Origin of the sequence: Halorubrum sp. LN27 (genome assembly GCF_016635065.1) — an archaeon.
GTDB classification, from domain to species: Archaea; Halobacteriota; Halobacteria; order Halobacteriales; family Haloferacaceae; genus Halorubrum; species Halorubrum salipaludis.
The window spans coordinates 1-24,448 of sequence record NZ_JAEPET010000001.1; the positions used below are offsets into that span (position 1 = coordinate 1).

Annotated in this window: 20 protein-coding genes; 10 read left to right on the forward strand and 10 right to left on the reverse strand. The window is 68.9% G+C overall.

Translation table 11 applies throughout. The annotated features are described in order from the left end of the window. A partial coding sequence (locus JIN95_RS00005; RefSeq protein ID WP_200532087.1) for a hypothetical protein occupies window positions 1–235 on the reverse strand: 235 nt, incomplete at its 3' end. Window positions 236–422: 187 nt separating this feature from the next. Here JIN95_RS00005 and JIN95_RS00010 point away from each other — a divergent pair. The 6 genes from JIN95_RS00010 to prf1 all read left to right on the forward strand — a co-directional run bounded on the left by JIN95_RS00010 (window position 423) and on the right by prf1 (window position 9,977). Beyond that, window positions 423–1,628, forward strand: coding sequence for a lysylphosphatidylglycerol synthase transmembrane domain-containing protein (locus JIN95_RS00010; protein ID WP_200530153.1), 1,206 nt, complete (start codon window positions 423–425; stop codon window positions 1,626–1,628). Window positions 1,629–1,650: 22 nt separating this feature from the next. Beyond that, complete coding sequence (locus JIN95_RS00015; protein WP_095635552.1) at window positions 1,651–2,832, forward strand: alpha-1 4-glucan-protein synthase; 1,182 nt, start codon at window positions 1,651–1,653, stop codon at window positions 2,830–2,832. Window positions 2,833–2,871: 39 nt separating this feature from the next. Further along, window positions 2,872–4,026 carry an extracellular solute-binding protein gene (locus JIN95_RS00020; protein WP_200530154.1) on the forward strand — a complete coding sequence of 385 codons (1,155 nt, stop codon included), beginning with the start codon at window positions 2,872–2,874 and terminating at the stop codon, window positions 4,024–4,026. A gap of 21 nt (window positions 4,027–4,047) precedes the next feature. After that, window positions 4,048–6,363: a glycosyltransferase family 39 protein gene (locus JIN95_RS00025; RefSeq protein ID WP_200530155.1), complete on the forward strand. Its 2,316-nt coding sequence runs from the start codon at window positions 4,048–4,050 to the stop codon at window positions 6,361–6,363. Window positions 6,364–6,440: 77 nt separating this feature from the next. Then, window positions 6,441–8,222: an arginine--tRNA ligase gene (argS, locus tag JIN95_RS00030; RefSeq protein WP_200530156.1), complete on the forward strand. Its 1,782-nt coding sequence runs from the start codon at window positions 6,441–6,443 to the stop codon at window positions 8,220–8,222. A gap of 504 nt (window positions 8,223–8,726) precedes the next feature. Continuing rightward, window positions 8,727–9,977 carry a peptide chain release factor aRF-1 gene (gene prf1 / locus JIN95_RS00035; RefSeq protein ID WP_095635548.1) on the forward strand — a complete coding sequence of 417 codons (1,251 nt, stop codon included), beginning with the start codon at window positions 8,727–8,729 and terminating at the stop codon, window positions 9,975–9,977. A gap of 40 nt (window positions 9,978–10,017) precedes the next feature. Here prf1 and JIN95_RS00040 read toward each other — a convergent pair whose 3' ends face one another. Both JIN95_RS00040 and JIN95_RS00045 read right to left on the reverse strand, forming a co-directional pair. Then, window positions 10,018–10,458 (reverse strand): metal-dependent transcriptional regulator, encoded by a 441-nt coding sequence (locus tag JIN95_RS00040; RefSeq protein WP_095635547.1) that lies wholly within the window; start codon window positions 10,456–10,458, stop codon window positions 10,018–10,020. A gap of 43 nt (window positions 10,459–10,501) precedes the next feature. After that, entirely contained in the window at window positions 10,502–10,987 is a 486-nt protein-coding gene (locus JIN95_RS00045) for a rubrerythrin (protein ID WP_095635721.1), read from the reverse strand. 291 nt (window positions 10,988–11,278) lie between these two features. Here JIN95_RS00045 and JIN95_RS00050 point away from each other — a divergent pair, with 291 nt between their 5' ends. Continuing rightward, on the forward strand, window positions 11,279–11,767 hold the full coding sequence (locus JIN95_RS00050; RefSeq protein WP_200530157.1) for a hypothetical protein: 489 nt from the start codon (window positions 11,279–11,281) through the stop codon (window positions 11,765–11,767). Between the two features lie 134 nt (window positions 11,768–11,901). On the opposite strand, the gene sufD is transcribed toward JIN95_RS00050, so the two are convergent. The 4 genes from sufD to JIN95_RS00070 form a co-directional block, all read right to left on the reverse strand. Further along, window positions 11,902–13,116 (reverse strand): Fe-S cluster assembly protein SufD, encoded by a 1,215-nt coding sequence (gene sufD / locus JIN95_RS00055; RefSeq protein ID WP_200530158.1) that lies wholly within the window; start codon window positions 13,114–13,116, stop codon window positions 11,902–11,904. A gap of 1 nt (window position 13,117) precedes the next feature. Then, complete coding sequence (sufB, locus tag JIN95_RS00060) at window positions 13,118–14,548, reverse strand: Fe-S cluster assembly protein SufB (RefSeq protein ID WP_095635544.1); 1,431 nt, start codon at window positions 14,546–14,548, stop codon at window positions 13,118–13,120. A gap of 52 nt (window positions 14,549–14,600) precedes the next feature. Then, window positions 14,601–15,524: an ABC transporter ATP-binding protein gene (locus JIN95_RS00065; RefSeq protein ID WP_095635543.1), complete on the reverse strand. Its 924-nt coding sequence runs from the start codon at window positions 15,522–15,524 to the stop codon at window positions 14,601–14,603. Window positions 15,525–15,670: 146 nt separating this feature from the next. Then, entirely contained in the window at window positions 15,671–18,469 is a 2,799-nt protein-coding gene (locus JIN95_RS00070; protein WP_200530159.1) for a DNA-directed DNA polymerase, read from the reverse strand. Between the two features lie 101 nt (window positions 18,470–18,570). Between JIN95_RS00070 and JIN95_RS00075 the strand changes: the two genes are divergently transcribed. The 3 genes from JIN95_RS00075 to JIN95_RS00085 all read left to right on the forward strand — a co-directional run bounded on the left by JIN95_RS00075 (window position 18,571) and on the right by JIN95_RS00085 (window position 19,772). After that, on the forward strand, window positions 18,571–18,744 hold the full coding sequence (locus JIN95_RS00075) for a hypothetical protein (RefSeq protein WP_198951481.1): 174 nt from the start codon (window positions 18,571–18,573) through the stop codon (window positions 18,742–18,744). A 101-nt stretch (window positions 18,745–18,845) separates the two neighbouring features. Continuing rightward, a complete protein-coding gene (locus tag JIN95_RS00080; protein WP_095635541.1) occupies window positions 18,846–19,304 on the forward strand; it encodes a hypothetical protein in 459 nt (152 codons plus the stop codon). Window positions 19,305–19,331: 27 nt separating this feature from the next. Beyond that, a complete protein-coding gene (locus JIN95_RS00085) occupies window positions 19,332–19,772 on the forward strand; it encodes a hypothetical protein (RefSeq protein ID WP_095635540.1) in 441 nt (146 codons plus the stop codon). Between the two features lie 241 nt (window positions 19,773–20,013). Here the strand turns inward: JIN95_RS00085 and rad50 are convergent, their stop codons facing one another. The 3 genes from rad50 to JIN95_RS00100 all read right to left on the reverse strand — a co-directional run bounded on the left by rad50 (window position 20,014) and on the right by JIN95_RS00100 (window position 24,434). Next, a complete protein-coding gene (rad50, locus tag JIN95_RS00090; protein WP_200530160.1) occupies window positions 20,014–22,707 on the reverse strand; it encodes a DNA double-strand break repair ATPase Rad50 in 2,694 nt (897 codons plus the stop codon). After that, on the reverse strand, window positions 22,704–24,038 hold the full coding sequence (gene mre11 / locus JIN95_RS00095; RefSeq protein WP_200530161.1) for a DNA double-strand break repair protein Mre11: 1,335 nt from the start codon (window positions 24,036–24,038) through the stop codon (window positions 22,704–22,706). The genes rad50 and mre11 overlap by 4 nt, the downstream gene beginning before the upstream one ends. Before the next feature lie 66 nt (window positions 24,039–24,104). After that, a complete protein-coding gene (locus tag JIN95_RS00100) occupies window positions 24,105–24,434 on the reverse strand; it encodes a hypothetical protein (protein ID WP_200530162.1) in 330 nt (109 codons plus the stop codon). Window positions 24,435–24,448 lie beyond the last annotated feature (14 nt).

Sequence of the window (24,448 nt, forward strand, 5' to 3'; positions counted from 1 at the left end):
CGTGGGCCCGGGCCATCCGCTCGACCTCGGCCGCGTATCGCTCCCGGTCGGCCGGGTCGTCGACCGCGCCGACGTTCTCGGGGTCGGCGTCGACGGCGGCGGTCGTGTCGCGCACGTCGGTGAAGGAGGTGAGCGCCCGCTCCTTGCGGAAGTACCGTTCGCCGTCCGGCGTCGCGTACGTGAGGATCACCATGTTCTGCTCGTCGTCGGAGTAGGTGCGCTCGACGAGCCACATCCGGACGCGCTCGCCGTCGGCGTCGATATCGGCGTCGGTCACGTGCCGCTTCCGGCCGCCACGCACAAACGAGTTCCGGCGGTGCCAGGGGGCGCCCGAGGCGGGCAGGACCGTCAGCGTTAAGTAATTTAGGCTAACCTAAATCAACGTATGCGCGCCGAACGACCCCTCGAACGCCGCCGAACCGATGACTGACGGCCGCGTTCGAGACCGGCTCCGGGGGCACCTCTCGCGGGAGCGACTCACGGTCCTCGGGACGGTGCTCGTCCTCGCAGTCGGCGTCGCCGTCACGGTCCGCACCCTCGACGCCGACGCGGTCGTCGGCGCGGTGACGGCGGCGGACCCGGCGCTCCTCGGCGCCGCCCTCGCCGTCTACGCCCTCTCGTGGCCGGTCCGCGGGCGCCGGTACGCCGACGTGCTCGCGGCGATGGGGCGGCGCTGTCGGGTCGGCTTCCTCACGGCGGCGGTGTTCGCGAGCCAGACCGCGAACCTGATCGTTCCGGCGCGGGCCGGCGACGGGGTCCGCGCGTACCTGCTCAAGGAGCGCCGGGACGTTCCGTACCCGACCGGGGTCGCGTCGCTCGCGGTCGAGCGCGCGTTCGACCTCGTGGCCATCGGCGTCCTCGGCGGCGCCGCGCTCGGCGTTCTACTCTTGACCGGTCGATCGCCCGGATCCGGCGAGTCGGTCGGCGCCGTCGCGCCGTCGACCGCCCTCGCGGCCGCGGCCGGCCTCGCCGCCGTCGCCGTGGCCCTCTCGATCGCGGCCGTTGCGGTCGCCCGGAGTGACCGCCGATTCGGGCCCGCGCTCCGCGCTCGGGTCGCGCGGCCGCGCCTCTCCCGGCTCGTCGACGCGGTCGTTCGGTTCGGCGCCTCGGTTCGGGTCGTCGCCGCCGATCCCCGGCGTCTCGGCGGGGTGTTCCTCTGGAGCCTCGTCGTCTGGGCGCTGGACGTTCTCACGGCCGTCCTCGTGCTCGAAGCGCTCACGGGCGGCGTCGGCGGGCTCGTCCCGACGCCGACGCTGCTCGTCGTCGGGACGCTCGCGGTCAGCGTCGGCAACCTCGCGAAGGTGCTCCCGCTCTCGCAGGGGGGAATCGGGCTGTACGAGGCGGCGTTCACCGGGCTCGTCGTGAGCGCGACGGGGATGCCGGTCGAGACGGCGCTCGCGGCCGCGATCCTCGACCACGCCCTGAAGAACGCCGTCACCCTCGCCGGGGGCGGCGTCGCGGCGCTCGCGCTCGGCCTCTCGCCGAGGGCGGGTCCCGCGGCAGACGGGGAGCCGGCCCCGTCGGTGCAGACGGACGGGGGGAGCGTCGTCGACGATTCGTCGGCGCCCTCCGACGAGGCCGCCGACGGCGAGCGGGAGCCGTCGAATTCCGGACCGTCAAACTTTTAGGCAAGCCTAAAAACTTCTAGGTATGGAAGAACGCCGCTCAGCCGCCGCGAGCGGGGACATATGCGTTATCGTCCCTACGATCCGCGAGTACGAGTGTCTCCGCGAGTACGTTGCGAACGCCCGGGAACACGGGTTCGACGTCTCCCGGCTCCACTTCGTCCTGGTCACCGAGGACTTCTGTGACGTCGACGAGATGCGCGCCATGCTCGACGACCTCGACGTGTCGGGCGAGGTGTTCGACGGCAGCCGCCGTGAGGAGTGGTACGAGGCCAACGGGGTCGCGGAGTACGGACACGTCGTCCCGGCCGCGAGCCACGCCGAGACGAGCTTCGGGCTCCTCTACATGTGGGCCGACGACGCCTTCGAGTACGGGATCTTCATCGACGACGACACGCTCCCGCACGACGACGCGGACTACTTCGGCCGTCACATGGAGAACCTCGCGTTCGGCGGCGAGATCGAGCGCGTCAGCTCCGACGAGGACTGGGTCAACGTCCTCTACCAGAACGCCGACGAGCACGGGCTCTACCCGCGGGGCTACCCGTACTCGGCGATGGACGAGACCGTCGAGACCGACGCGGTCGACGTCGCGTCCGGCGAGGTCGTCGCCTCGCAGGGCCTGTGGACGAACGTGCCCGACCTCGACGCGGTCCGTATCCTGATGGACGGCGACTTAGAGGGGCAGGCGCAGACGCGGACGACCGCCGACGACTTCGGCGAGGACTTCGTCGCCGCGCGCGGCAACTACCTCACCGTCTGCTCGATGAACCTCGCGTTCCGCCGCGAGGTGATCCCGGCGTTCTACCAGCTCCCGATGGACGACAACGAGTGGGACGTGGGCCGGTTCGACGACATCTGGTCGGGGCTGTTCTTAAAACGCGCCGCCGACGTGCTGGGAAAGCGGATCTACAACGGCGGCCCGCTGTGCGAGCACAACAAGGCGCCGCGCTCGACGTTCGACGACCTCGCGAACGAGGTGGCGGGGCTGGAGCTGAACGAACACGTCTGGGAGGTCGTCGACGGTGCGGGCGAGGACGCGGACTCCTTCGAGGCGGTGTTCGCGGCGATGGCCGACGCGCTCGCCGAGGGCGACTTCGACGAGTGGAACAACGGCGCGTTCCTCAACCACTGCGGCGAGTACATGCGCGACTGGCTCGACTGCCTCGACGCGCTCGCCCGGACGCCGGCGGTCGCGGACGACTGAACCGACACGACTAAAAGCATTTAGGTTAGCCTAAAACACATGACGAGACACGCACGAGACGGCGTCGACCGACGACGGTTCCTCGCCGCGGCCGGCGGCGTCGGCGTCGTCGGCCTCGCCGGGTGTATGGGCGACGACGAGGAGGACGGCGGCGACGGGGAAGACGGCGAAGACGGCGACGGGGAAGACGGCGAGTCGGTCGGACAGATCGGCTCCGGACGCGAGGGGCGCGACGCCCCCGGCGGCACCCCGATGGCCGAGATGCCCGACCTGGAGGGCGAACTCACCGTCTACTCCGGTCGCGGCGAGTTCCTCGTCGGCGAGCTCGTCGGGTACATCGAGGACCAGTACGACGACTTCGACCTCACGGTCCGGTACGGCGGCGCCACCGACCTCGTGAACCAGATCGCCAACGAGGGCGAGGGGTCGCCCGCCGATGTGTTCTACTCCGTCAACGCCGGCGCGCTGGGCGCGCTCGCCGACGAGGGACGCACGCAGGCGGTCCCCGACGACGTCGCCGAGCTGGTCCGTGAGGAGTTCCGGACGGACCAGTGGATCGGCACCTCAGGGCGCGCGCGCACCGTTCCGTACAACACGGAGGCGTTCTCCGACGACGAGCTCCCCGACGACATCATGGCGTACCCCGAGGAGTTCGACGGCGACCTCGGCTGGGCGCCCTCCTACGGATCCTGTCAGGCGTTCGTCACCGCGATGCGGCTCATCGAGGGCGAGGAGGCCACCCGCGAGTGGCTCGAGGCCGTCGTCGAGTCGGGCATCACCCCGTACAACAACGAGTTCGCCGCCTGTCAGGGGATCGCCGACGGCGAGATCGACGCGGCGTTCACGAACCACTACTACATCCAGCGCGTCCTCGACGGCAACCCCGACGCGTCGATCGACACCGCGTTCACCAGCGGCGACGCCGGCGCGGTGTTCAACGTCGCCGGCGCCGCGGTCGTCGACACCGCGAGCGACGCGACGCTCGCCGGGAACTTCGTCCGCCACCTCCTGTCGGCCGAGGCGCAGGACTACTTCGCCCGGTCGACGTTCGAGTACCCGCTCATCCCCGGCGTCGAGCCGGTCGGCGACCTGCCGACGATCGACGAGCTCGACGTCCCCGACATCGACCTGGCGGAGCTGTCCGACCTCGAAACGACGATCGACCTCATGCGCGACGCCGGCGTCGAGGTCTGAGGCCACCTCTCACTGACTCCCGTGTCGCCCCGTCCGGACCCCTCTTCTCCGCGCTCGCTCGCGCGCCGACTCGCGAGCCGCGGCCGCGCTCGGGTCGCCCGCGCGGACCGTCTCACGCTCGTGGCCGGCGTCGTCGCCGCGGCGTCCGGCGTCCTCGTCTTCGCCGTCGCCGCGACCGTCTTCGCGTACCACTCGACCAACCACGACGAGGGGGTGTACCTCATGCAGGCCGCGATGCTGCGCTCCGGGCAGCTGGAGCTGCACGCCGGCGCGCTCGCGGACGCCTTCCACCCGTGGTTCTTCGTCGAGGACGGCGGCCGGCTCTACCCGAAGTACAGCCCCGTTCCCGCGGCGATGTACGCGGTCTCGATGGCGCTGTTCGGCGAGCCGCGGGTGACGCTCGCGGCGGTCGCCGCCGGCAACGCGGCGCTCGTGTACCTGCTCGGCGCGACGGTTTTCGACCGCCGCGTCGGCCTCGCGGCCGCCGTCCTGTTCGCGGCCTCGCCGATGGCGGTGGCCTCCTCCGCGGTCTTCCTCCCGTACGCGCCCACGACGTTCTTCAACCTCTGTTTCGCGGTCGCGTACCTCCGGAGCGTGCGGGACGAGTCGATCGCGGCGGCCGGCGTCGCCGGGACCGCGATCGGAGTGGCGTTCTTTGCGCGGCCGTTCACGGCGGTGCTGTTTGCCGCGCCGTTCATCTGCCACGCGCTGGTCCGGGTCGGTGTCGCGGTCCGAGACGCCGGCGTTCTGCCACTTCCGCTCCCCGGCGCCGTGCGCCGTCACGGGCTCACGGCGCTGCTCGGAACCCTGTTCGTCGGGGTCACGCTCGCGTACAACCTCCGGATGACCGGGTCGCCCCTCACGTTCCCGTACGAGGCGTTCGCGCCGATGGACGGCCCCGGCTTCGGCGAGCGTCGGCTCCTCGGCCATTCGGCCGACTACACCCCCGAGCTCGCGGCGCGCTCGAACGGCTACGCGCTGTGGTTCCTCCTGACGCGGTGGGTGGCGGGCGGTCCGATCGGGTCCGCGCTCGCGCTCGCGGGGGGCGCGCTAGCCGCGCGGCGCTGGCTGTCGGGACGGCGCGCGGTCGGCGGCGTCCGGGGCGCCGGTGGGAGCGACGCGGTCGACTCGGCGGCGCCCGGTGATCCCCGGTTCGAGCGCACCGCCGGGCTCCTCGTCGGCGGCGTCGCGGTCTCCGTCGCCGTCGGGAACCTGTTCTTCTGGGGGACGCACAACGCGCTCGCGACGCTCTCCGACCCGACCGACGGGTTCGTCTCGCAGTTCGGCCCGTTCTACCACTTCGACCTGCTCGTCCCGCTGTCGGTGTTCGGCGGCGTCGCGGTCGCGGCCGCGTGGCGAGCGCTCCCTGCGGTCCGCCGGCGGCTTGCCGACGCGCTCTCGCCGCGGTCCGCTCGCGCGGTCGTCGCGGTCGCGGTCGCCCTCGCACTGGTCACTGCCGGCGTCGCGGGCGCCGCGGCCGTCTCGACGCCGATCGAGCGGAACGCGCCGCTCGCCGACAAGTACGAGACGGCCTACGAGCCGATCGAGGCGACCGAGTTCGACGAGGACCTCGTCTTCATTCCGACGCCGTACGGCGAGTGGCAGAACCACCCGTTCCAGTCGCTCCGGAACGATCCCGGCCTCGACGGCGAGGTGGTGTACGCGCTCGACCGCGACCCGGCCGAGGACTTCGCGGTGATCGACGCGTATCCCGACCGCGACCTCTACCGGTACGCGTATCAGGGAGAATGGACGCCGGATCCGACCCGCCACGTCGCCCCGAAGCTCGAACCGCTCGACGTTCGCGAGGGGGCGCGTATCGAGGCGACGACCAACGTCGGCGTCCCCGACCGGGTCGAGACCGCACACGTCCGGGTTGAGACCGTGCGCGGCGCTGACGGGGAGAGTACGGGGACCGGCGGGTCGACTACGGGAGACGACTTCGCGCGCTACGTCGTCGACGATCCGGCGGGCTCGCTCTCGGTTGACTGGTCGATCGGTCCCGACGGCGTCCGGCTGGCGGGCGCGCCGAACGCGACCGTCCCGTTCGACCCCGCGGGCGACGAGGCGATCGTGACGGTGACGCTCGTCGATCCCACCGGCTCGACGTTCACCTATCGGCAGGAGGCGACGGTCCGGGCCGCGGAAGCCGGCGGTGACGGCGACGCGGAGATCGGAGACGCCGCGGGCGTCGAGGTCGTCTGGCCGCCGGAGCGCTCCGTCTGCCGACTGGTCACCGAGTGTGGCACCGAGGGGACGTACCTCCCCGACGACCCCGACGCTCACGCCGAGTGGGTCGCCTTCGAGACGGACGCCGAGGCGAGCGCGGACCGGTGACCCGCTGTCTCGGAGAAACCGTTTCGCCCCGGCGCCGCTTCGGAAGGGCCTTTTAGGCCGACCCACGAACGGACGGTATGTTCCGGCAGTTCCGGTCGGAGGTCGAGGCCGCGCTCGGCGACGCGCTCGACGCCCTGGACCTCCCGACCGACGACCTCGGCATCGAACGCCCGCCCGACGACATGGACGCGACGCTCGCCTCCAGCGTCGCCTTCCGGCTCGCGGGCGAGGTCGGCGACGCGCCCCCGAACGTCGCGGCGGATGTCGCCGAGGCGGTCGACGTGACGGACACGGCCTACGTCGCCGATGTCGACACCGCGGGCCCGTACGTCAACTTCCACGCGAACGACCGATACCTCGCCGACACGCTCGACGCGGCCGCCCCCGACGCTGACTACGGGGCGCTCCCCGACCGGGACACCTCCGTCGTCGTCGAGCACACGAGCGCGAACCCGACCGGTCCGGTCCACGTCGGCCGCGCGCGCAACCCGATCGTCGGCGACGCGGTCGCGAACCTCATGGAATACGCCGGCTACGACGTCGACCGCCACTACTACGTCAACGACGCCGGCCGGCAGATGGCGGTGTTCACGTGGGCGTACGAGCGGTTCGACGAGTCTGACCTCGACGCCGAGCCTGCCCGCGACCGCGCCGAGTACGACCTGGTGCGCTACTACCGCAAGGGGAACGCCTTCTTGGAGGATGCTGACCCCGACGCGGTCGAGGCCGCGGAAGACGAAATCGCCGCGATCCTCCAGGGCCTCGAAGCGGGCGACGAGGAGACGTACGAGCGCGTCGGCGAGGTCGTCGATACGGTGCTCGGCGGGATGAAAGACTGTCTCGCCCGCCTGCCCGCGGAGTTCGACGAGTTCGTCAAGGAGACGCGGTTCATGCGCGACGGCTTGACCGACGAGATCGCGGCCCGCCTGAAGGAGACTGACCACGCCGTCTACGAGGAGGACGCCTGGCAGCTGGAGCTCGACGACTGGGGGATCGACAAGAACCTCGTCTTCCTCCGCTCCGACGACACGAGCCTCTACACCACCCGCGACCTGGCACACCACGAGTGGAAGTTCGACAACTACGACCGCGCCGTCACCGTGCTCGGCGAGGACCACAAGCTGCAGGCCGACCAGCTCGACGCGACCCTCGAACTCCTCGGCAACGACACCGACCGGCTCGGTCACGTCATCTACTCGTACGTGAATCTCCCCGAGGGGAAGATGTCCACGCGGCGGGGGACCGGCGTGATGCTCGACGACTTGCTCGACGAGGCGATCGACCGCGCCCGCGAGGCCGTCGAAAGCCGGATGGACGACCGGATCCGCGACGACGACCTGTCCGAGGAGGACGTGGACCGCATCGCCCATCAGGTCGGGATCGGCGCGGTCCGGTACGACATCGTCTCGAAACAGCCCGCGAAGGCGATCACCTTCGAGTGGGAGGACGCGCTCGACTTCGAGGGGCAGTCGGCCCCGTTCGTCCAGTACGTCCACGCACGCTGTTGCGGGATCTTAGACGAGGCGGCCGACGCCGGGATCGCGGTTCCCGAACCGGGCGACCCGCTCGATGTCGACGCCTCGGCGCTGGAGACCGCGGAGGCCCGCGACCTCCTCCGCGAGGTCGCCCGGTTCCCGGCCGCGATCGAGTCGGCAGCCGACGACCTGGAGCCGCACACAATCGCCACGTTCACCCGCGAGTTCGCCGACGCCTACAACGCCTTCTACCGGGAGTGTCCGGTGGTGTCCGCCGAGAACGCGGAGCTGCGGGCCGCCCGCGTCGCGGTCGTCGCGGCCGCGAAGCACACGATGGCGAACGCCCTCGACGTGCTCGGGGTCGAGGCGCCGGAGTCGATGTAGGAGCGGGGCGGCGACTCGTCGCTTTCCGGTTGAGGGGTCGTCGACTCACTTATAAGCATTTTGACAGATCAGCGGTGACCACTTCCAAAGCCCCAGCCGGCGAGGCGGGCACACGCTCGCTGTCGTTCGAAAGGCGCTCCGCCCCTTTCGTGATGACGAGAGAGCTTCGCTCTCTCGAACCACGCGCTTCAGTCGCTCGCGGTGCGCTCCTTCCAGTGCTTGCGTCGCCTGTGCCCGCCTCGCCGGCTGCCCCTTTGAGTCCCACCCGCACGGCACCGCACCACACCTCACGCCTCCCCAGCCTCGTCGGTCGCCCTCCGCGTTGCTCCGGACGACCGACTCCCTCGCGCGTCGCCGCTCGCGGGCCGAAGGCCCGCTCACGGGCGCGCGCCACCGCAGATCATTTATAAAAGATCCCGCGATCGACGGTCCATGCGACGCGGTACCGCCGCGCCGGCGGGAAGGTCAAAGCTTACTTACACGCACGCCGCCGTAGTTTGGGTAATGAGTAGCGACGCCCAAGAGACGAGCAAGGACCGGCGGAAGTACGAGTTCCGCAAGGTCATCGAGGAGCTCCGCGACTTCGAGGGCTCCGGCACGCAGCTCGTCACCATCTACATCCCCGAGGATCGGCAGATCTCCGACGTGGTCGCCCACGTCACGCAGGAACACAGCGAGGCGTCCAACATCAAGTCCAAGCAGACGCGGACGGCCGTTCAGGACGCGCTCACCTCGATCAAGGACCGCCTCCGCTACTACGACACCTTCCCGCCGGAGAACGGGATGGTGATCTTCTCGGGGGCGATCGACGCCGGCGGCGGCCAGACCGACATGGTCACCCGGACGCTGGAGTCGCCGCCCCAGCCCGTCGAGTCGTTCCGGTACCACTGCGACTCCGAGTTCCTCACCGAGCCGCTCGAACACATGCTGGAGGATTCCGGACTGTTCGGGCTCATCGTCCTCGACCGCCGCGAGGCGAACGTCGGCTGGCTGAAGGGCAAGCGGGTCGAGGCCGTCAAGTCCGCCTCCTCGCTCGTCCCCGGCAAACAGCGGAAGGGGGGTCAGTCCGCACAGCGGTTCGCCCGCCTGCGGCTGGAAGCGATCGACAACTTCTACCAGGAGGTCGCGGGGATGGCCAACGACCTGTTCGTCGACAAGCGCCACGAGCTCGACGGCATCCTCGTCGGCGGCCCCTCCCCGACCAAAGACGAGTTCCTCGACGGCGACTACCTGCACCACGAGCTGCAGGATAAGGTGCTCGGGAAGTTCGACGTGGCGTACACCGACGAGTCCGGACTGAAGGATCTGGTCGACAACGCCAGCGAGGCGCTCGCCGACCAGGAGATCGTCGAGGACAAACGCCACATGGAGACGTTCTTCGAGAACCTCAACACCGGCGACGAGGCCACCTACGGCTTCGATCAGACCCGCCGGAACCTCATCATGGGCTCGGTCGACCGCCTGCTCATCTCCGAGGACCTCCGCTCCGACGTGGTCGTCTACGAGTGTCCGAACGGCCACGAGGAGTACGAGGTGATCGACTCGCGACACTCGACCCCGGACCACGAGTGCTCGGAGTGCGGTGAGGAGGCGGAAGTCGACGAGCGCGAGGACGTGATCGAACACCTGATGGCGATCGCCGAGCAGCGCGGCACCGACACCAAGTTCATCTCCACCGACTTCGAGAAGGGCGAGCAGCTGCTCGACGCGTTCGGCGGTATCGCCGGCATTCTGCGGTACTCGACGGGCGTCTAGAAACGGCTTCTACGGGCGTATTTCCGCTACTGCTCCGGTTCTACTGCTCCGGTTCGACCGGTGCCGCCGCGATCTCCAGACACGAACAGGCGTCGGTCTCTGGGTCGAAACAGTCCGGACACTCCGGCTCCCGGTCGATGATCGTGTCGAGCCGCTCGGCGACGGTGTCGTCGATGACCGCCTCCAGCTCGCGGGCCTCCGCTTGGAAGTCCTCGACGGCGAGCACGTTCGCGAGGAAGCGCTCGATGATACAGTAGGTCTGGAGCGCGTCTCGCGCACGCACGATCCCGTCGTCCGTGAGCGTGACGCCCTTGTACTTCTCGTGTTCCGCGAGCCCGCGCTCCTCGAGCTTCCCGATCATTTCGTTCGCGCTCGCCGGGCTGACGCCGAGGGCGTCGGCTATCGATCCAGTCGAGGCGGGGCCGTCCTCCTGGTCCTGTACGACGTATATCGTCTTGAGGTACTGGTCTGCGGTGTTCACGGCTCCCCTCCGTCGGGACTCGTCGGCTGCTCCTCAGTTCGGTTCATCGTCGTTCCATGACCTCGGTCACTTCGCGCACCCCCTCGGCCTCCTCGTCGCGGATCGCCGTCAAGGTCGCGACCAGTTCCTCGCGGTCGATCGAGAACTCGACGTCCGAGTCCTCGATCGCCCCGATGAGGTCGTCGTAGAACTTGTAGGCCGTCTCCTCGTTACACAGCTGGTCGTACAGCACGTCGTCGAAGTCCTCCGGCCGGGTCCGACCGTACCGGGCGTCGACGAGCGACTCGATCTCGCCGAACGGAACGCTGTCGACGCCGAGGTCCTCGATCAGCGTCTCTAACCGTTCGCGGTGGGCCGCCGATTCCTCGGCGGCGTCCGCGAGCAGCTGTTCGACCTCCTCGTCGAGCTCGGCGTCCAGCTGCTGGTAGTGCCGGTGGGTCCGCGCCTCGACGACCTCTTCGAGCACGATTCCGATCTGGAGCAGCCGCGCGAGCTGGTCGTCCGAGGCGACCCGCTGGCTTACGCTCACGACGACCACCCGAGACGGACCGATACGCGTCGCATACGTCAACAGTTCCGAGCCTCTCCGACTTAAGGTGTTCCCTCTCACGGTTCGGTCCGTCTCCGCGCGCTGGCGGGGGCAGTGGGCGGTCGGCGCACCGAACCCGCCGTCCGGATCGGTTCGCGGCCGAGAGACCCGTTATCCCGAATTATCCCGCGTTAAATCGGAATAAACGCGGAACGACGCCGACGAATTCGGATAAAATCGGGTTGAGCGCTTCCACCCCTTATTTCCCGGCGGTCGATACGGGAAGACGCGATGAACGCGAAAACACTCGCGACGGTCGCGCTCGCCGTGACCGTCCTGATCGGTGGCGTGGCGGCGGTCGGCGCCGCCGCCCCCGCAGACGCACAGGCGAACGACAACGCGACGGCGGCCGACGAGAACGCTCCGTCCGACGCGCCCGCGGACGACGCGGCCGACGGCGACGACGCCGAGGACGACGACGGCGCGGCCAGTGAGGCGTCCGGCGACCGCGGCCCGCCGTCCGCCCTGCCGGATCAGGCGCCCGATCACGTCAGTCAGATCCACGAGCAGATCAGCGCCTACCTCAACGGCGAGCTCGACGACCTCGGTGACGCCGTGAGCGACGTCGCGTCCGATGCGGACGCTGACGACGAGGACGAGGGGGCTGACGCTGACGACGAAGAGGAAGACGCTGACGACGAGGATGAAGATGCGGACGACGAAGAGGAAGACGCTGACGACGAAGAGGAAGATGCCGACGACGAAGACGCCGACGCGTAACCCTTCCCCGTAGCCGCCGGACGGGCCCTTTTCTTCGAACCCTCACTGATCGACGAGCCGTCGGAGACTCGTCTGTAGCCGCAGCCGGCGCTCTCGGTTGCGCTGCGTCAAAAAACGGGAACCGAACGCGGCCGTTACTGCAGGCGCTCGAAGACGAGCTCCTCGACGTCGTCGCGGAACTCGTCGACGGCGATCTCTTCGAGGACGGGCACGAAGAAGCCCTCGACGAGCATGTTCCGCGCCGTGCGGGAGTCGATCGAGCGGCTTTCGAGGTAGAACAGGTCCTCGGCGTCGACCTGCCCGACCGTCGCGGAGTGCGACGCCTCGGTGTCGTGGTTGTGGATGATCAGCTTCGGCGACGCGTCCGCCTCGGCGTCGTCCGACAGCATCAGCGTGTTCTCGCGCTGGTAGCTGGAGGTGTTCCACGCGTCGTTGCCGACGTCCTGAACCCCCTCGTAGACGGAGCGGGCCACGTCGTCGAGCACGCCGCGCGTGACCAGGTCGGCGGTCGTGTGCTCGGCCTGGTGCCAGACGCGGGCGTTGATGTCGAAGTGCTGGTCCTCCGTGCCGAAGAACGTCCCGACGATCTGGCTCTCGGCGCCGTCGCCGTTCAGCTCCGACTCGACGTCAGAGCGCGTCAGCTTCGACCCGAAGTTGCTCTCGATCCAGTCGACGGTGCCGTAGGTGCCCACGTCGGCGCGCTTCAGCGAGTAGGTGTACGTGTCGTCGTCGAGGTTCTGGAGCGAGCCGAACTGGACGCTCGCGTTCTCGCCCGCCGCGATCTCGACGAGGTTCGAGAAGTACCGGTCGTCGCCGGCCTCGCTGTCACCCGACTCGATCGACTCGAGGATCGTCACCGACGACGACTCCTCGGCGACGACGAGCGTCTGGCTGAACAGCGAACGGGAGTTCATCTCCGCGCGCACCGTCACGTCCTCGACGTCGACGCCCTCGGGGACGTAGACGAACGTGCCGGTCGTGAACAGCGCGACCGACAGCGCGGTGAGGTAGTTCTCTTCGGGGTCGAGTACCGAGCCGAAGTTCGCCTCGATGACGTCGCCGTACTCCTCGAACGCCTCGGTGAAGGGGAGGACGACGACCTCGTCGTCGCCGACCGACCGTTCCGTGGCGTCCGACTGGTTCAGCGGATCGACCAGCGACTCGAAGTCGAGCGCTTCCAGGTCGGTCCAGCGACGCCCGGGCGTCTGGATCACGTCGGGGAGGTCGGCCGTCTCCAGCGCCGACAGCGCGTTCAGACGGGTCTCGAGGAGCCACTCGGGCTCGTCGCGTTCGTCGGCGATGCGTCGTACCGTGTCCTCAGAGAGGCTCTCGATTGCTTGCGTGCTCATGTTATCCGAGCGAGCCCTCCATCTCGAGCTCGACGAGCCGGTTGAGCTCGACGGCGTACTCGATGGGCAGCTCCTCCGTGATGGGCTCGATGAAGCCCGAAACGATCATCTGCTTGGCGTCGTCGTCGTCGAGACCGCGCGACTGCAGGTAGAAGATGTCCTCGTCGCCGATCTTCCCGACGGTCGCCTCGTGGGCGACGTCGACCTTCGACTCGTTGATCTCCATGTACGGCATGGTGTCGGAGGTCGACTCGTTGTCGAACATCAGCGCGTCGCACTCGACGGCGGTCGAGGAGTTCTCGGCGCCGTCGGCGATGTGGACGAGCCCGCGGTAGTTCGTGCGGCCGCCGTCCTTCGAGATCGACTTCGACTCGATGGTCGACTTGGTCTCGGGCGCGTTGTGGTACACCTTCGCGCCGGTGTCGATGTCCTGCCCCTCGCCCGCGAAGGCGATGGTGATGTGGTTGTCGGAGGCGCCGCGGCCCTTCAGGATCGTCGAGGGGTACAGCATCGTCGCCTTCGACCCCATCGACCCGGAGATCCACTCCATGCGCCCGCCCTTCTCGGCGATGGCGCGCTTCGTGTTCAGGTTGTAGGTGTTCTTCGACCAGTTCTGCACCGTGGAGTACTGGACGTGGGCGTCCTCGCCGACGAACACTTCGACGCCGCCGGAGTGGAGGTTGAAGGCCGAGTACTTCGGGGCGGAACAGCCCTCGATGTAGTGGACCTCGGAGCCCTCCTCGGCGATGATGAGCGTGTGCTCGAACTGGCCCATCCCCTCGCTGTTCATCCGGAAGTACGCCTGCACCGGCATGTCGACGGTGGTGTTCTCCGGCACGTAGACGAACGAGCCGCCGGACCAGATGGCGCCGTGGAGCGCCGCGAACTTGTTGTCGCTCGGGGGAACGCACTTCGTCATGAAGTGCTCGCGGACGAGCTCTTCGTGCTCCTGGACGGCCTCGTCCATGTTGCAGAAGATGACGCCCTTCTCCTCCCACCGCTCCTGCATGTTCTGGTAGACAACCTCCGACTCGTACTGCGCGCCGACGCCGGAGAGCGCGTTCTTCTCGGCCTCCGGGATGCCCAGCTTGTCGAAGGTGTCTTTGATCTCGTCCGGAAGTTCGGTCCAGTCGTCCACGCCGGCGCGGACGTCGACGTCCGGCCGGATGTACGGGATGATCTCGTCGACGTCGACCTCGCTCAGGTCCGGCTGTCCGGGCCAGTCGGTCGGCATCGGCATCTCCTGGAACTGCTCGAGCGCGCGCAGGCGCCGCTCCAGCATCCACTCCGGTTCGTCCTTGTCCTCCGAGATGACGCGGACCGTCTCCTCGGTGAGGCCCTTGTCGGTCTGGAAGGCGGACTTCTCCTCCTTCTTGAACTCGAAGCGGGCCTCGGTGTCTGTCTCCTTCAGTTCGTCCTGTTGTGAGCTCATAGTATCTTGTTACGGATTCTCGTGTTTACGTGTATCGCGTGCCCGGATTCGGTTACGCGGTCTCGAATGCGTCCTCGCGGACCCAGTCGTACCCCTTGTCCTCGAGCTTCTCGGCGAGCTCCGCGCCGCCGCTTTTGACGACCTCGCCGTCTAGCATGACGTGGACGTGGTCGGGCTCGACGTAGTCGAGAATCCGCTGGTAGTGGGTGATCTGGAGGACGCCCGTGCCCTGCTCGTCGCGGAGCGCGTTGATCCCCTTCGAGACGTCCTGGAGCCGGTCGATGTCCAGCCCGGAGTCGATCTCGTCGAGCACCGCGATCCCGGGCTCGAGCATCGCCGCCTGCAGGACCTCGTTCTGCTTCTTCTCGCCGCCGGAGAAGCCGGCGTTGAGGTACCGCTGCATGAACTTCTCGTCCATGTCGAGCAGCTCCATCTTCTCCGAGAGGATCTCCTGGAACTCGGCGACGCCGATCTCGCCGTCGTCCGCGGGACCCTCCATCGGGGAGGTCTCGTAGCCTTCGTCGTCCGCGTCGGCCTCAGCCTCCTCGTCTTCGTCCTCCTCCTCGAACAGCTCCTCGCGCTCGTCCGCCTTGGCGTTGAGCGCCTGTCGGAGGAAGTTCGTCATGGTGACACCCTCGATCTCCGCCGGGTACTGGAACCCGAGGAAGATCCCGAGCGCGGCGCGCTCGTTGGGTTCGAGCTCCAACAGCTCCCAGTGGTAGTCCTCGTCGTCGAGTTCGGCGTCGATGTCGGCGACGTCCTCTTCGTCCAGGTGCAGGAGGACCTCGCCGCCGGTGACCTCGTAGGCGGGGTGGCCGGCGATGACCTTCGCGAGCGTCGACTTCCCGGAGCCGTTCGGACCCATCAGCGCGTGGATCTCTCCGGACTCGACGGTCAGGTCGACCCCGCGAAGAATGCGTTCGCCGTCCTCTTCAGCTACCCGCGCGTGGAGATCGTTGATTTCGAGAGTTGCCATATGTATTCTCGTGCCTCGTGTCCGTACACTGGTCTCTCGGCGGGTTAATGGTTACGCATCTCCCGTAGAATATCCCGAAATCGAAAAGAAATTTTCTCAACGATCGAAAAGCGGTTTCAAGAACTCGGGCCCGCCGCCGTTCCGGCTCACATGAACGATCCGAGTCCGGTCTGCTCTTGGCCCGTCTTCACTTCCTCCCACGACATCCCGAGCGCCTCGATGACGCGCTCGATCGGTCCCTGAAGCGTCTTGTCCAACATCTTCTCCCAGTCGACCTCGAACTCGTCGGGGACCTGATCGGCGTACTCGAAGCAGATCACGTCCGGATCGCGTTTGAACTCCCCGTACAGGTGGTCGCGCTGCGGGTCGAGCCCCTCCTCCGCTTCCATCCGCGTCCAGAAGTCGGGGTGGACCTTCTCGATGTAGAGCCGCTTCGGCTTCGACCCGCTGCCGAAGTTGGTCCCGAGCATGAGGTTGGCGTACTTCGCGCCGCGCACCTGTGCGGTCGGCGTCTCGTAGGCGTCGAGCTTCTTGCCGATCCCGCCGGGAATGCCGATCTCCTCGACGTCCACGTCGCCGTCGAGCACCCGCGCGATCACGTCCACCAGGTACGACTTCACCTCCTCGAGGTCCTCGTCGATGTCGTCGCCCGTGACGATCGTCTCGATGACGTTCTGCTGGACCTCCTTGGTGATCCCGGCGATGTCCGACCGCTTGTACTCGAACCCGGTGATGTCGATGTCGTCGACGTCTTTCCCCTCTTTCCAGACGATGTGGCCCGCGTACCGCTTCTTCTTGCCCGCCTGGAAGAAGCGCCGGTAGAGCTTCTCGAACTCGATCTGGAAGCGGTGATCCTCGGCGTTCAGCTCCTCGCGCGCGAAGTCGTCGTAGCGGTCGTTGATGTGGTCCTCTATCTCGAAGGAGGTGTCGATGGCCTCTTCTTTCGACAAATCACCGAGAGAGAGCATGACGCTGTCAGTATCTCCATATGTAACTTCCCTGTCAAGTTCGTCGGTCACGTCCGCGGTGAACGCGATCACCTCGCGGTTGGTGGAGGTGACGCCCGCGCTCATTTCGCGGTCGTACAGGCGGAATCGATCCCACCCGAACACGCCGTACAAACTGTTCATCAGAACCTTGACAGCTCCCTGCTGCCGGTCGTACTGTTCGTACGCTTCCGTCCCCGGATCGTGCTCGTTTCGGAGCGCCTTCTTCTCCTCGCGCTCGTCGAGCAGCTCGTTCACCATCTCCCGGATGATCCCGTCGGGCTCCTTCCGGAAGTGGACGCCCGTCGGGGTCCGGTACGTCTCGCCGTCGTACTCCTCGGGGTCGACCTTCGTCTCCGGCGAGGCGTTGATCGTCACCATCGACATGGGGTAGAGGCTCTTCAGGTCGAGCACGCTCACCATCTCGCGGACGCCGGAGATCGGGTCGAACACCGCGCCGCCCTCGAACTCCTCGGCCTCCTGTTGGCCCTTCGAGGGGAGCGCGAAGTTGCCGTACGCCATGTGGAGCACGTACATGTCGACCGCGTCGCCCGGCGTCGTCGCGTCCTCCAGCTTGCAGCCGACGATCTTCCGGGCGTCGTCCCAGAAGGCGATCACGTCCTGCGCGCGGTCGATCTCGACGCACAGTTCCACGTCGCGGATGCTGTACTCCAGCAGCCGCTCGGGGTCTTGCTCCCAGAGGTCGCCGATGTCGCCCGTGTAACGCTCCTTGCCGACGCCCAGCTCGCGCTCGCCGACGGCGTCGAGCCGGTACGACTCCAGCTCCGTGAACATCGTGCGCTTGTAGGCGTACAGCAGGTCGAAGACGACCCGGCCCTTGATGTCCGGGCCGCCCCAGCCGGAGCGCCACACCTCGCCGATCCGGGAGAGCCGGTCGACGGAGAGGTCGTACTGGCTCCCGTCGTCGAGCACCTCCAGTCGGTCGAGGACGTACGGCGCGTCGAAGTCCTCGAAGTTCCACCCGGTCAGCAGGTCCGGGTCGGTCTCGTCGAGGTACGCGACGAACGCGTCGAGCATCGCGGCCTCCTCGTCGAAGGTCCGGACCTCGAAGTCGAGATCGGCGCCCTCGTCGACGATCCCCTCGTAGTCCGGGAGGTCCTCGGGCGGCGGAATCTCGGCCTCCGGCGCGTCGTACAGCCAGACGACGTACTCGTCGTCGTAGGAGTCGTGGCTGGTGAGACAGATGATCGGCTCCTCGCCGTCCTCGGGGAAGCCGCGTCGGTCGTCGACCTCGATGTCGAAGGTGTTCACCCGCATCTCGGCGTCGACCGCGGCGGGTTCGAGCATCCCCTCGTGGACCTGGATCGTCCCGTCCCCGTCGTCGAGCCGGCGCTCCTCCACGCGGATGCCCCCGTTGAGCCCGTTGTCGATCAGAAAGCGGTTCGGGAACAGGATGTCCGCCTCGAACGTCGTCGCGAAGTCGTCGCGGATGCTCCCCACGTCGCGGGGGGTTCGGGTGACGATCCGGGTGAGCGGCTCGCCGCGGATGCTCTCGTACGGCTCGCCCTCGGCGTTCTCCTCGCGGGTGCCGATCACCACGTCGTACTCCTCGACCGGGTCGCGGTCGAGGTCGGCCGTGGGGACGTAGAAGTACGGCTCGACGCCGAGCACGCGGAGGTGTTCGACGGTGTCGTGGTCGGCCCCCTCGGCGTTCTCCGCCGGCCGCCGGCCGAACACGTGCACGACCGGGTACTCGTCGTTCCCGTACCCCTCGACGGCGTAGTCGATCTGGGTGATCATCAGCTCGACGGTCCCGGTCGACTCCGGGAACTTCGCCTCGTCGACGTCGACCACGTCGCTGACGTGGCCGCGCCCGCCGCCGGCGACGACGGCCGCCTCCTGTGCGGCCAGCTCCTCCCGTTCGGCTTCCGTGCCGTCCTCCGCCCCGTCGCCCGACTCTCCGGACGACGAGAAGTCAGACAGCCCCGACTGAGTCATACCAGTGCTTCGGCGCACCCGGCTAAAAAACTCGGCTTTCGGGTGCGGCGAGGTCTCCCGCCACGGAAAGGCATATAATGTGTGATGACTTACCACGGTCCATGCCTTCGGACCCACGTTCCGAACCCCAGGTGGCTCGCCCGGCCGATCGCGACGAGGTCGACGCCGAGGTGGAGGTGTACGAAGACGACGGGAACGTGGTGCTTTTCGACGCCGCGAACCCCCTCGCGTGGGTCGAGGCGAGCCGAACGGTGCGGCTCGCCGACGCGCTCTGAGGCGGCGGTTCCTTCCGTTCCGTTTCCCGCAGCTCCGTAGCCGCCGCTCGCGGATCGGGCGGGACGGAACCCCTTTGCCCCGCCCCCTCGTACGTGCGGGCGTGTTCAGCCTCGACGAGGACGACGAGGGCGAGATCTCCGTCGGCGAGAGCTCCGACGCCGAGCGGGAGATGACGCCCGACATCCCGAAGGCGCCCTCGGTGAAGCGGTTCGACGACGACGGCGACTTCGAGGGCGCGAGCGACGTCGACTCGGGGACGCTCCGCGCGTTCGTCGTCGCGGTCATCTACGCCAACGCCGCCGTGCTCCTCGTCGCGCTCGGCCCGATGCTGTGGTTCTTCGAAGGCCGGTCGCGACTCGGTCCGGCCCTGTTCGTCGCCGGCCTCCTCGCGGGTGTCCGGACCTACCAGACGTATCGGTCGTGGGAGCGATCGCGGGACGACGAGGAGTCGGATTCCGACGACGACGGGGACGAATCGTCCTCCGCCGCCGAAGCCGGACCCGACGACCCTGAGTCCGACGCCGACCCCGAGTCCGACGCCGAGCCCCCGGAAGCGTAATGGCCCCGCGACCGCTCTCTCCGATCCATGCAGACGGTTCGTGACGCGGCCGGCGAGACGTACCTCCTCGTGAAACGCTCCGCGGAGTCGAGTCGGGTGCGCGATCCGGCCACCGGCGAGGAGCGGTACGTCGACAACGAGGAGCTCTCGGTCGTCGACGGCGAGTCGCCGCTCGCGACCGCGGCCTCGGGGGTTCCGGCGCCGGTCCGCCGGACCCTCGGCGCGGTCCGCGACGACCGGTCGCTCGGCCTCCTCGCCGTGGTCGTCGACGAGGGGCCGATCGCCGCGATCGACCTCCTCGACGCGACCGACATGTGCGAGTCCGACATCCACGGCGCGATCACCGAGTTCCGGGCCGCCGGCCTGATCGACGAGGTCGATGTCGCGGGGCGGCGCGGCTACGAGGCGACTCCGGTCGCGGTCGACGCGATGGAGCTGTTGCGTGCCGGGACTACAGACGGCGAGTAATTGGGCAGTAAGCGCGCTCCGCAGTCTTCGCGGCCCTTCGCATCTCACACCCCCAATCTACCGAGCGTGTGCCTCGCGCCTCCCCATCCTCGTCGGTCGCCTTCCGCGTTGCTCCAGGCGACCGACTCCAGCGAGAATCGGAGATTCTCTGGCAGCCGGCGGCAGAGCCGCCGGCGACCTCGCGGGCGCGCCGACGCGGACTGTCGGGTCCACAAATGGCGCCGGTGAAGCGGTCGCCCGATCAGTCGTCGGCGAGTTCAGCGACGTCGAGCGCGGCGGCGTCCTCCCGACGCACCGTCGACCGGTTCGAGCGCGGGTCCTTCTCGACGGTCACCAGCTCGTCGGCCGCGCCCACCAGCTCGTCGTCGTGGCTGACGATGAGGATCTGGCGCACGCCGAACCCGCGCATCTCCTCGACGAGCCGGACGAGCCGGGAGACGTGGCCCGAGTCGAGGAAGACGGTCGGCTCGTCGAGGATGAGCGGCGGGGTCGGCGCCGCGCCCTCGATCCCCTCGGAGAGCAGCCGGTAGATCGCACACCGCAGCGAGAGGTTGAACAGGGCGCGCTCGCCGCCGGAGAGCTGCTCGGGGTCGAGCGGCTCGCCGTCCTTCTGGTAGACGGTGAGGACGTACTCGCCGTCGAGCTCGATGTGCGAGTAGGCATCGTTGCCGTAGACGAGCTCGAACGTCTCGTTGAGGGTGCGCTCCAGCTCGGCGACGTTGCGCTGGCGGAGCTCCGCCCGGAGATCGCCGTACATCGCCTCCAGCTCGCTCGTCTCCTCGTGGAGGTCTTCGAGCGCCGCGACCGTATCGGCCAGCTCGTCTCGCTCTTCGCGGAGGTTCTCTAACTCCCGGATCTCGCCGTTGACTCCGCCGATCGCGTTCTGGAGCTCCGTCTGCCGCTCCCCGAGCCGGTCGAGCTCATCCTCGACTTTCTCGAGATACTCCTCGGCCCGCTCCTTCTTCGCCCTCGCCTCCTCGACCGCGTCCTCGTCGACGGCGTCGGCGAGATCGTCGCGCCGCTCGCGCTTGTCGGCCAGCCGGTCGCGCCGCTCGTCGTTCACCTCCGCCAGATTCTCCCGCTTCTCGCGGCGCCGTTCGATCTCGTCTTCCGCGTCCGCGATCGCCGATAGTCGCTCCTCGATCGCGGTCACCGCCTCCCGCGCGTCCTCGACCCTCGCGAGCGCGTCTTCCAGCTCCTCCACGCGCGCTGCGGCCGCCTCGGCCTCCTCGCGCTTCTGGGCGGCGACCTCGCGCGTCTCCTCGGCCTCCTCGCGGAGATCGGCGGCCCGCTCGCGCTTCTCCGCCGCCGCCTCCCGCTTCCGCTCCGCCTCCGTGCGCTGCTCTTCGGCCCGCTCTTCGAGGGCCTCGATCCGCTCGTCGATCTCGTCGAGCCGGTCCGCCGCGCTCGCGAGCTCGTCCAGCTCCGCGATCCGGTCGTCGAGGTCGCTCTCGCGCTCCCGGGCGTCCGCCAGCTCCGTCTCCAGCTCGGCGACGCGCTCGCGGTCCTCGTCGATCCCGCTCGCGTGCGGGGAGTCCTCGACCGGCTGGCCGCACTCGGGACACTTCCCCGCCGCGAGCAGCTCCTCGGCCTCCTCGACGCGCTCGCGGGCGTTCTTCAGCTCCGCGGACAGCTCCGCGATCCGCTCGCGGACCTTGCCGCGCCGCTCGCGGAGCGCCTCTCGCTCGTCCGCCGCGCCGTCGCGGTCGACATCGGCGTCCGCGGCCGCGAACCGCTCGCGCAGGCCCTCGGCCTCCTCGCGGAGCTCCTCGATCGAGGACTCGCGCTCTTCGGCCCCGTCTTCGGCCGCCTCGGCCTCGTCGGCGAGGTCGTCGGCCTCCGCCTCGACCTCCGCGGCGCGCTCGATCCGGTCGTCGGCCTTCCCGGCGAGGTTCGTCGCCTGGTTGCGGAACGCCTCGGCGCTCACCCGCTCGTCGTCGAGCTCCTCGCGGATCTCGCTCTCCCGGTCGTCAAGCTCGGCGCGCCGGGTCGCGATGGCCTCGTCGCTCGCCGCGTCGAGTCCGGCGTCGTCGAGCCGCTCGTCGATTCGGGACTCTATCTCCGCGATCCGCTCGCGGGCCTCCCGGATCGCGTCGCGGTGGTCGTCGCGCTCGCGCTCGGTCCCGCGGATCGCTTCCTCGATCTCGTCGATCTCCGACTCGACCGACTCCAGCCGCTCGCGTTTCTCCGCGTGGGTCGTCAGCGTCTCCGCGGCGGCCTGGCGGGTCTCCTTCGCCTGCTCCCGCTGCGCCTCGTAGCGGTCGATCTCGTCTTCGACCTCCGAGAGGTCGCTTTCCAGCGCGTTGAGCCGGTCGTGGAGGTCCTTTTCCTCCTTCTCCGCGATCTGGTCATCGAGCTGGTCGAACCGCCCGCGGCGGTTCTCCAGCACGTCCTCGACGCCGAGCCGCGCGTCGCCGGCGCGCTCGCGGTACTCCTCGAGCTTCCCGAGCTGGAGCAGGTCGTCGATCGTGTCCTGTCGCTCGCGCGGCGTGGCGTTGATCAGCTTGTTCACCTCCCCCTGCCGGACGTACGCGCAGTTGACGAACGCCTCGGCGTCCATCCGGAGGAGCTCGGTGACGAACTCCCGCACCGCCCGGGCGCCGTCGCGGGTCACGTCGCTGCCGTCCGTCGCCTCGAGCGTGCACTGGTGGTCGATCCGCCCGTCGTACTCCTTGAGCCGTCGCTCGACGTGGTAGGAGACGCCGTCGTGGGTGAACCACAGGTCGACTTCGGTCTCCTCCTCGCCGTTCGTGATCACGTCTCCGAGGGTGCCGTCGAGCGCCTTCGACCCGTAGAGCGCGAAGAAGCAGGCCTCCAACAGCGAGGACTTCCCGCTGCCGTTGAGCCCGTGGATGACCGTGACGCCCTCGGTCAGTCGGAGGTCGGCGTCGCCGTACGGCTTGAAGTTCGTGAGCCGGATGCGGTCGAAGTTCACAGGTAGTCCTCCATGGAGACCTGTCCGTCGGTCTCGTCGTCGGTCGTTTCGTCGCCGGTCCCGTCACCAGTCGCTTCGCCGTCTGCCGCCTCGTCGTCTGCGCCCTCGGATTCGCTGTCGTCGTCGGCTTCGGACTCGGTCTCCTCGGCTTCCCGGTCACCCGCGTCGTCGCCGCCGGCCGCGCCTCCGGCCTCGCCCGGGTCGAACGCGCCGAGGTCGTCGAGGTCGTCCACCCGCTCCTCGATCCGGCGCTTCACGGTCTCCCTGACGTTCGTGTCGGGGATCGTGTCGGCGCGAACCGCCTCCTCGACGTCGAGCGCGGCCTCCGTGAGCCCCATCTCCTCGACGCGCTCCCGGACCGCGTCCTCGGGGTCCGCGAAGCTCACGTCGACCTCGGCGTCCGTCTCCACCTCGCGGCGGTCGGTCACGCGGGCGATCAGGGCCCCCTGGTCGGTCGCGAACTCCTCGATCGCGGCCGGCGTGACGGGATCGCCCTCGCCGGTCACGTCGACGAGGACGACGGCGTCGTCGAGGTCGTGCTGGCGGACCGCCTCGCGCACCCGCGCCGCGCCCTCGCCCTCGCGGAGGTCGGCCTCAACGAAGACGAACGGGCGGGTGTCGAGCGCGCGTCGCCGGATCTCCACGCGGTCGTCGCCGCCGGCGGCGTCGGCGTCGAAGGTGACGAGGTTGTACCCGCGCCCCTCGCGCTCGCTCGCGCTCGCGCGCTCGGTCGAGCCCGGGTACGTGACCCACGTGCCCGCGACCTCGGCGGAGTCCGGGGTGTGGTTGTCGCCGAGGAGCATCGCGTCGAACGCCACGTCGCTCTCCGCGAGCACCTCCTCCGTGTCCCAGTCCGCGTAGCCGAACGGCTCGAAGAGGCCGTGCGCGACGAGCGCGGCGTACTCCGCGTCGTGCTCGGCGAACGCGTAGTCGAGGTCGTCGCGGCGCGAGACGGGCACGTGATCGAGCCCGTAGAAGGAGGTGTCGCCGACGACGGTTGGCTCGTCGTCGAGCCGCGTCGCGAGCCCGAGCCGCTCGAACAGGTCGAGCCACTGGCCGCCCCGGGTCGACTCGTGGTTCCCGACCACGGCGAGGAAGGGGATCCCGGCGTCGTCGAGCCGGCGGAGGACCGAGATCGTTCCCATCAGGTCGTCGAGTTCCGGCCGCCGGTCGTGGAAGAGGTCGCCGGCGTGGACCACCGCGTCGACCTCCCCGTCGATCGCGTCGTCGATCACGGCCGCGAACGCGTCGAGGAAGTCCTGCCGTCGGACCGGCGAGTGGTACTGCGCGTACCCCACGTGGGTGTCGCCGGTGTGGATCACCCGTGTCATCTGGCCGGGTCTTGGCCGGTATCGGGTTTAGGGGTTCCGGGGGCGGGGCGGAAGTGGTCCGGCGGGTTACTCGGTGGTGTCGCCAGCGACGCCGTCGGCTCGCCCGTCGCCACCCTCGCCCGAGCCGCCGTCGGCGGCCGCCTCGCGGAACCGTCGGAACGCCGCGCGCGCCTCCCGCCCGCGCTCAGCGATGGCCTCGTCGCCGTCGCGCTCGGCGGCGGCGATCGCGTCGTCCAGTCGGTCGAGGCCGTCGGCGTCGACGAACGCCGCGGCCCGCCGGAGGTCGGCGCGCGCGGCGTCCGCCTCGTCGATCACGGCGACGGACGGTCGGGTCGCGGTGTCGGTGCGGCTCGCCAGCGCGGAGAGCGCCCGCTTGACGGCGACGGTCGAGACCATGGGCGGGCTGGGGT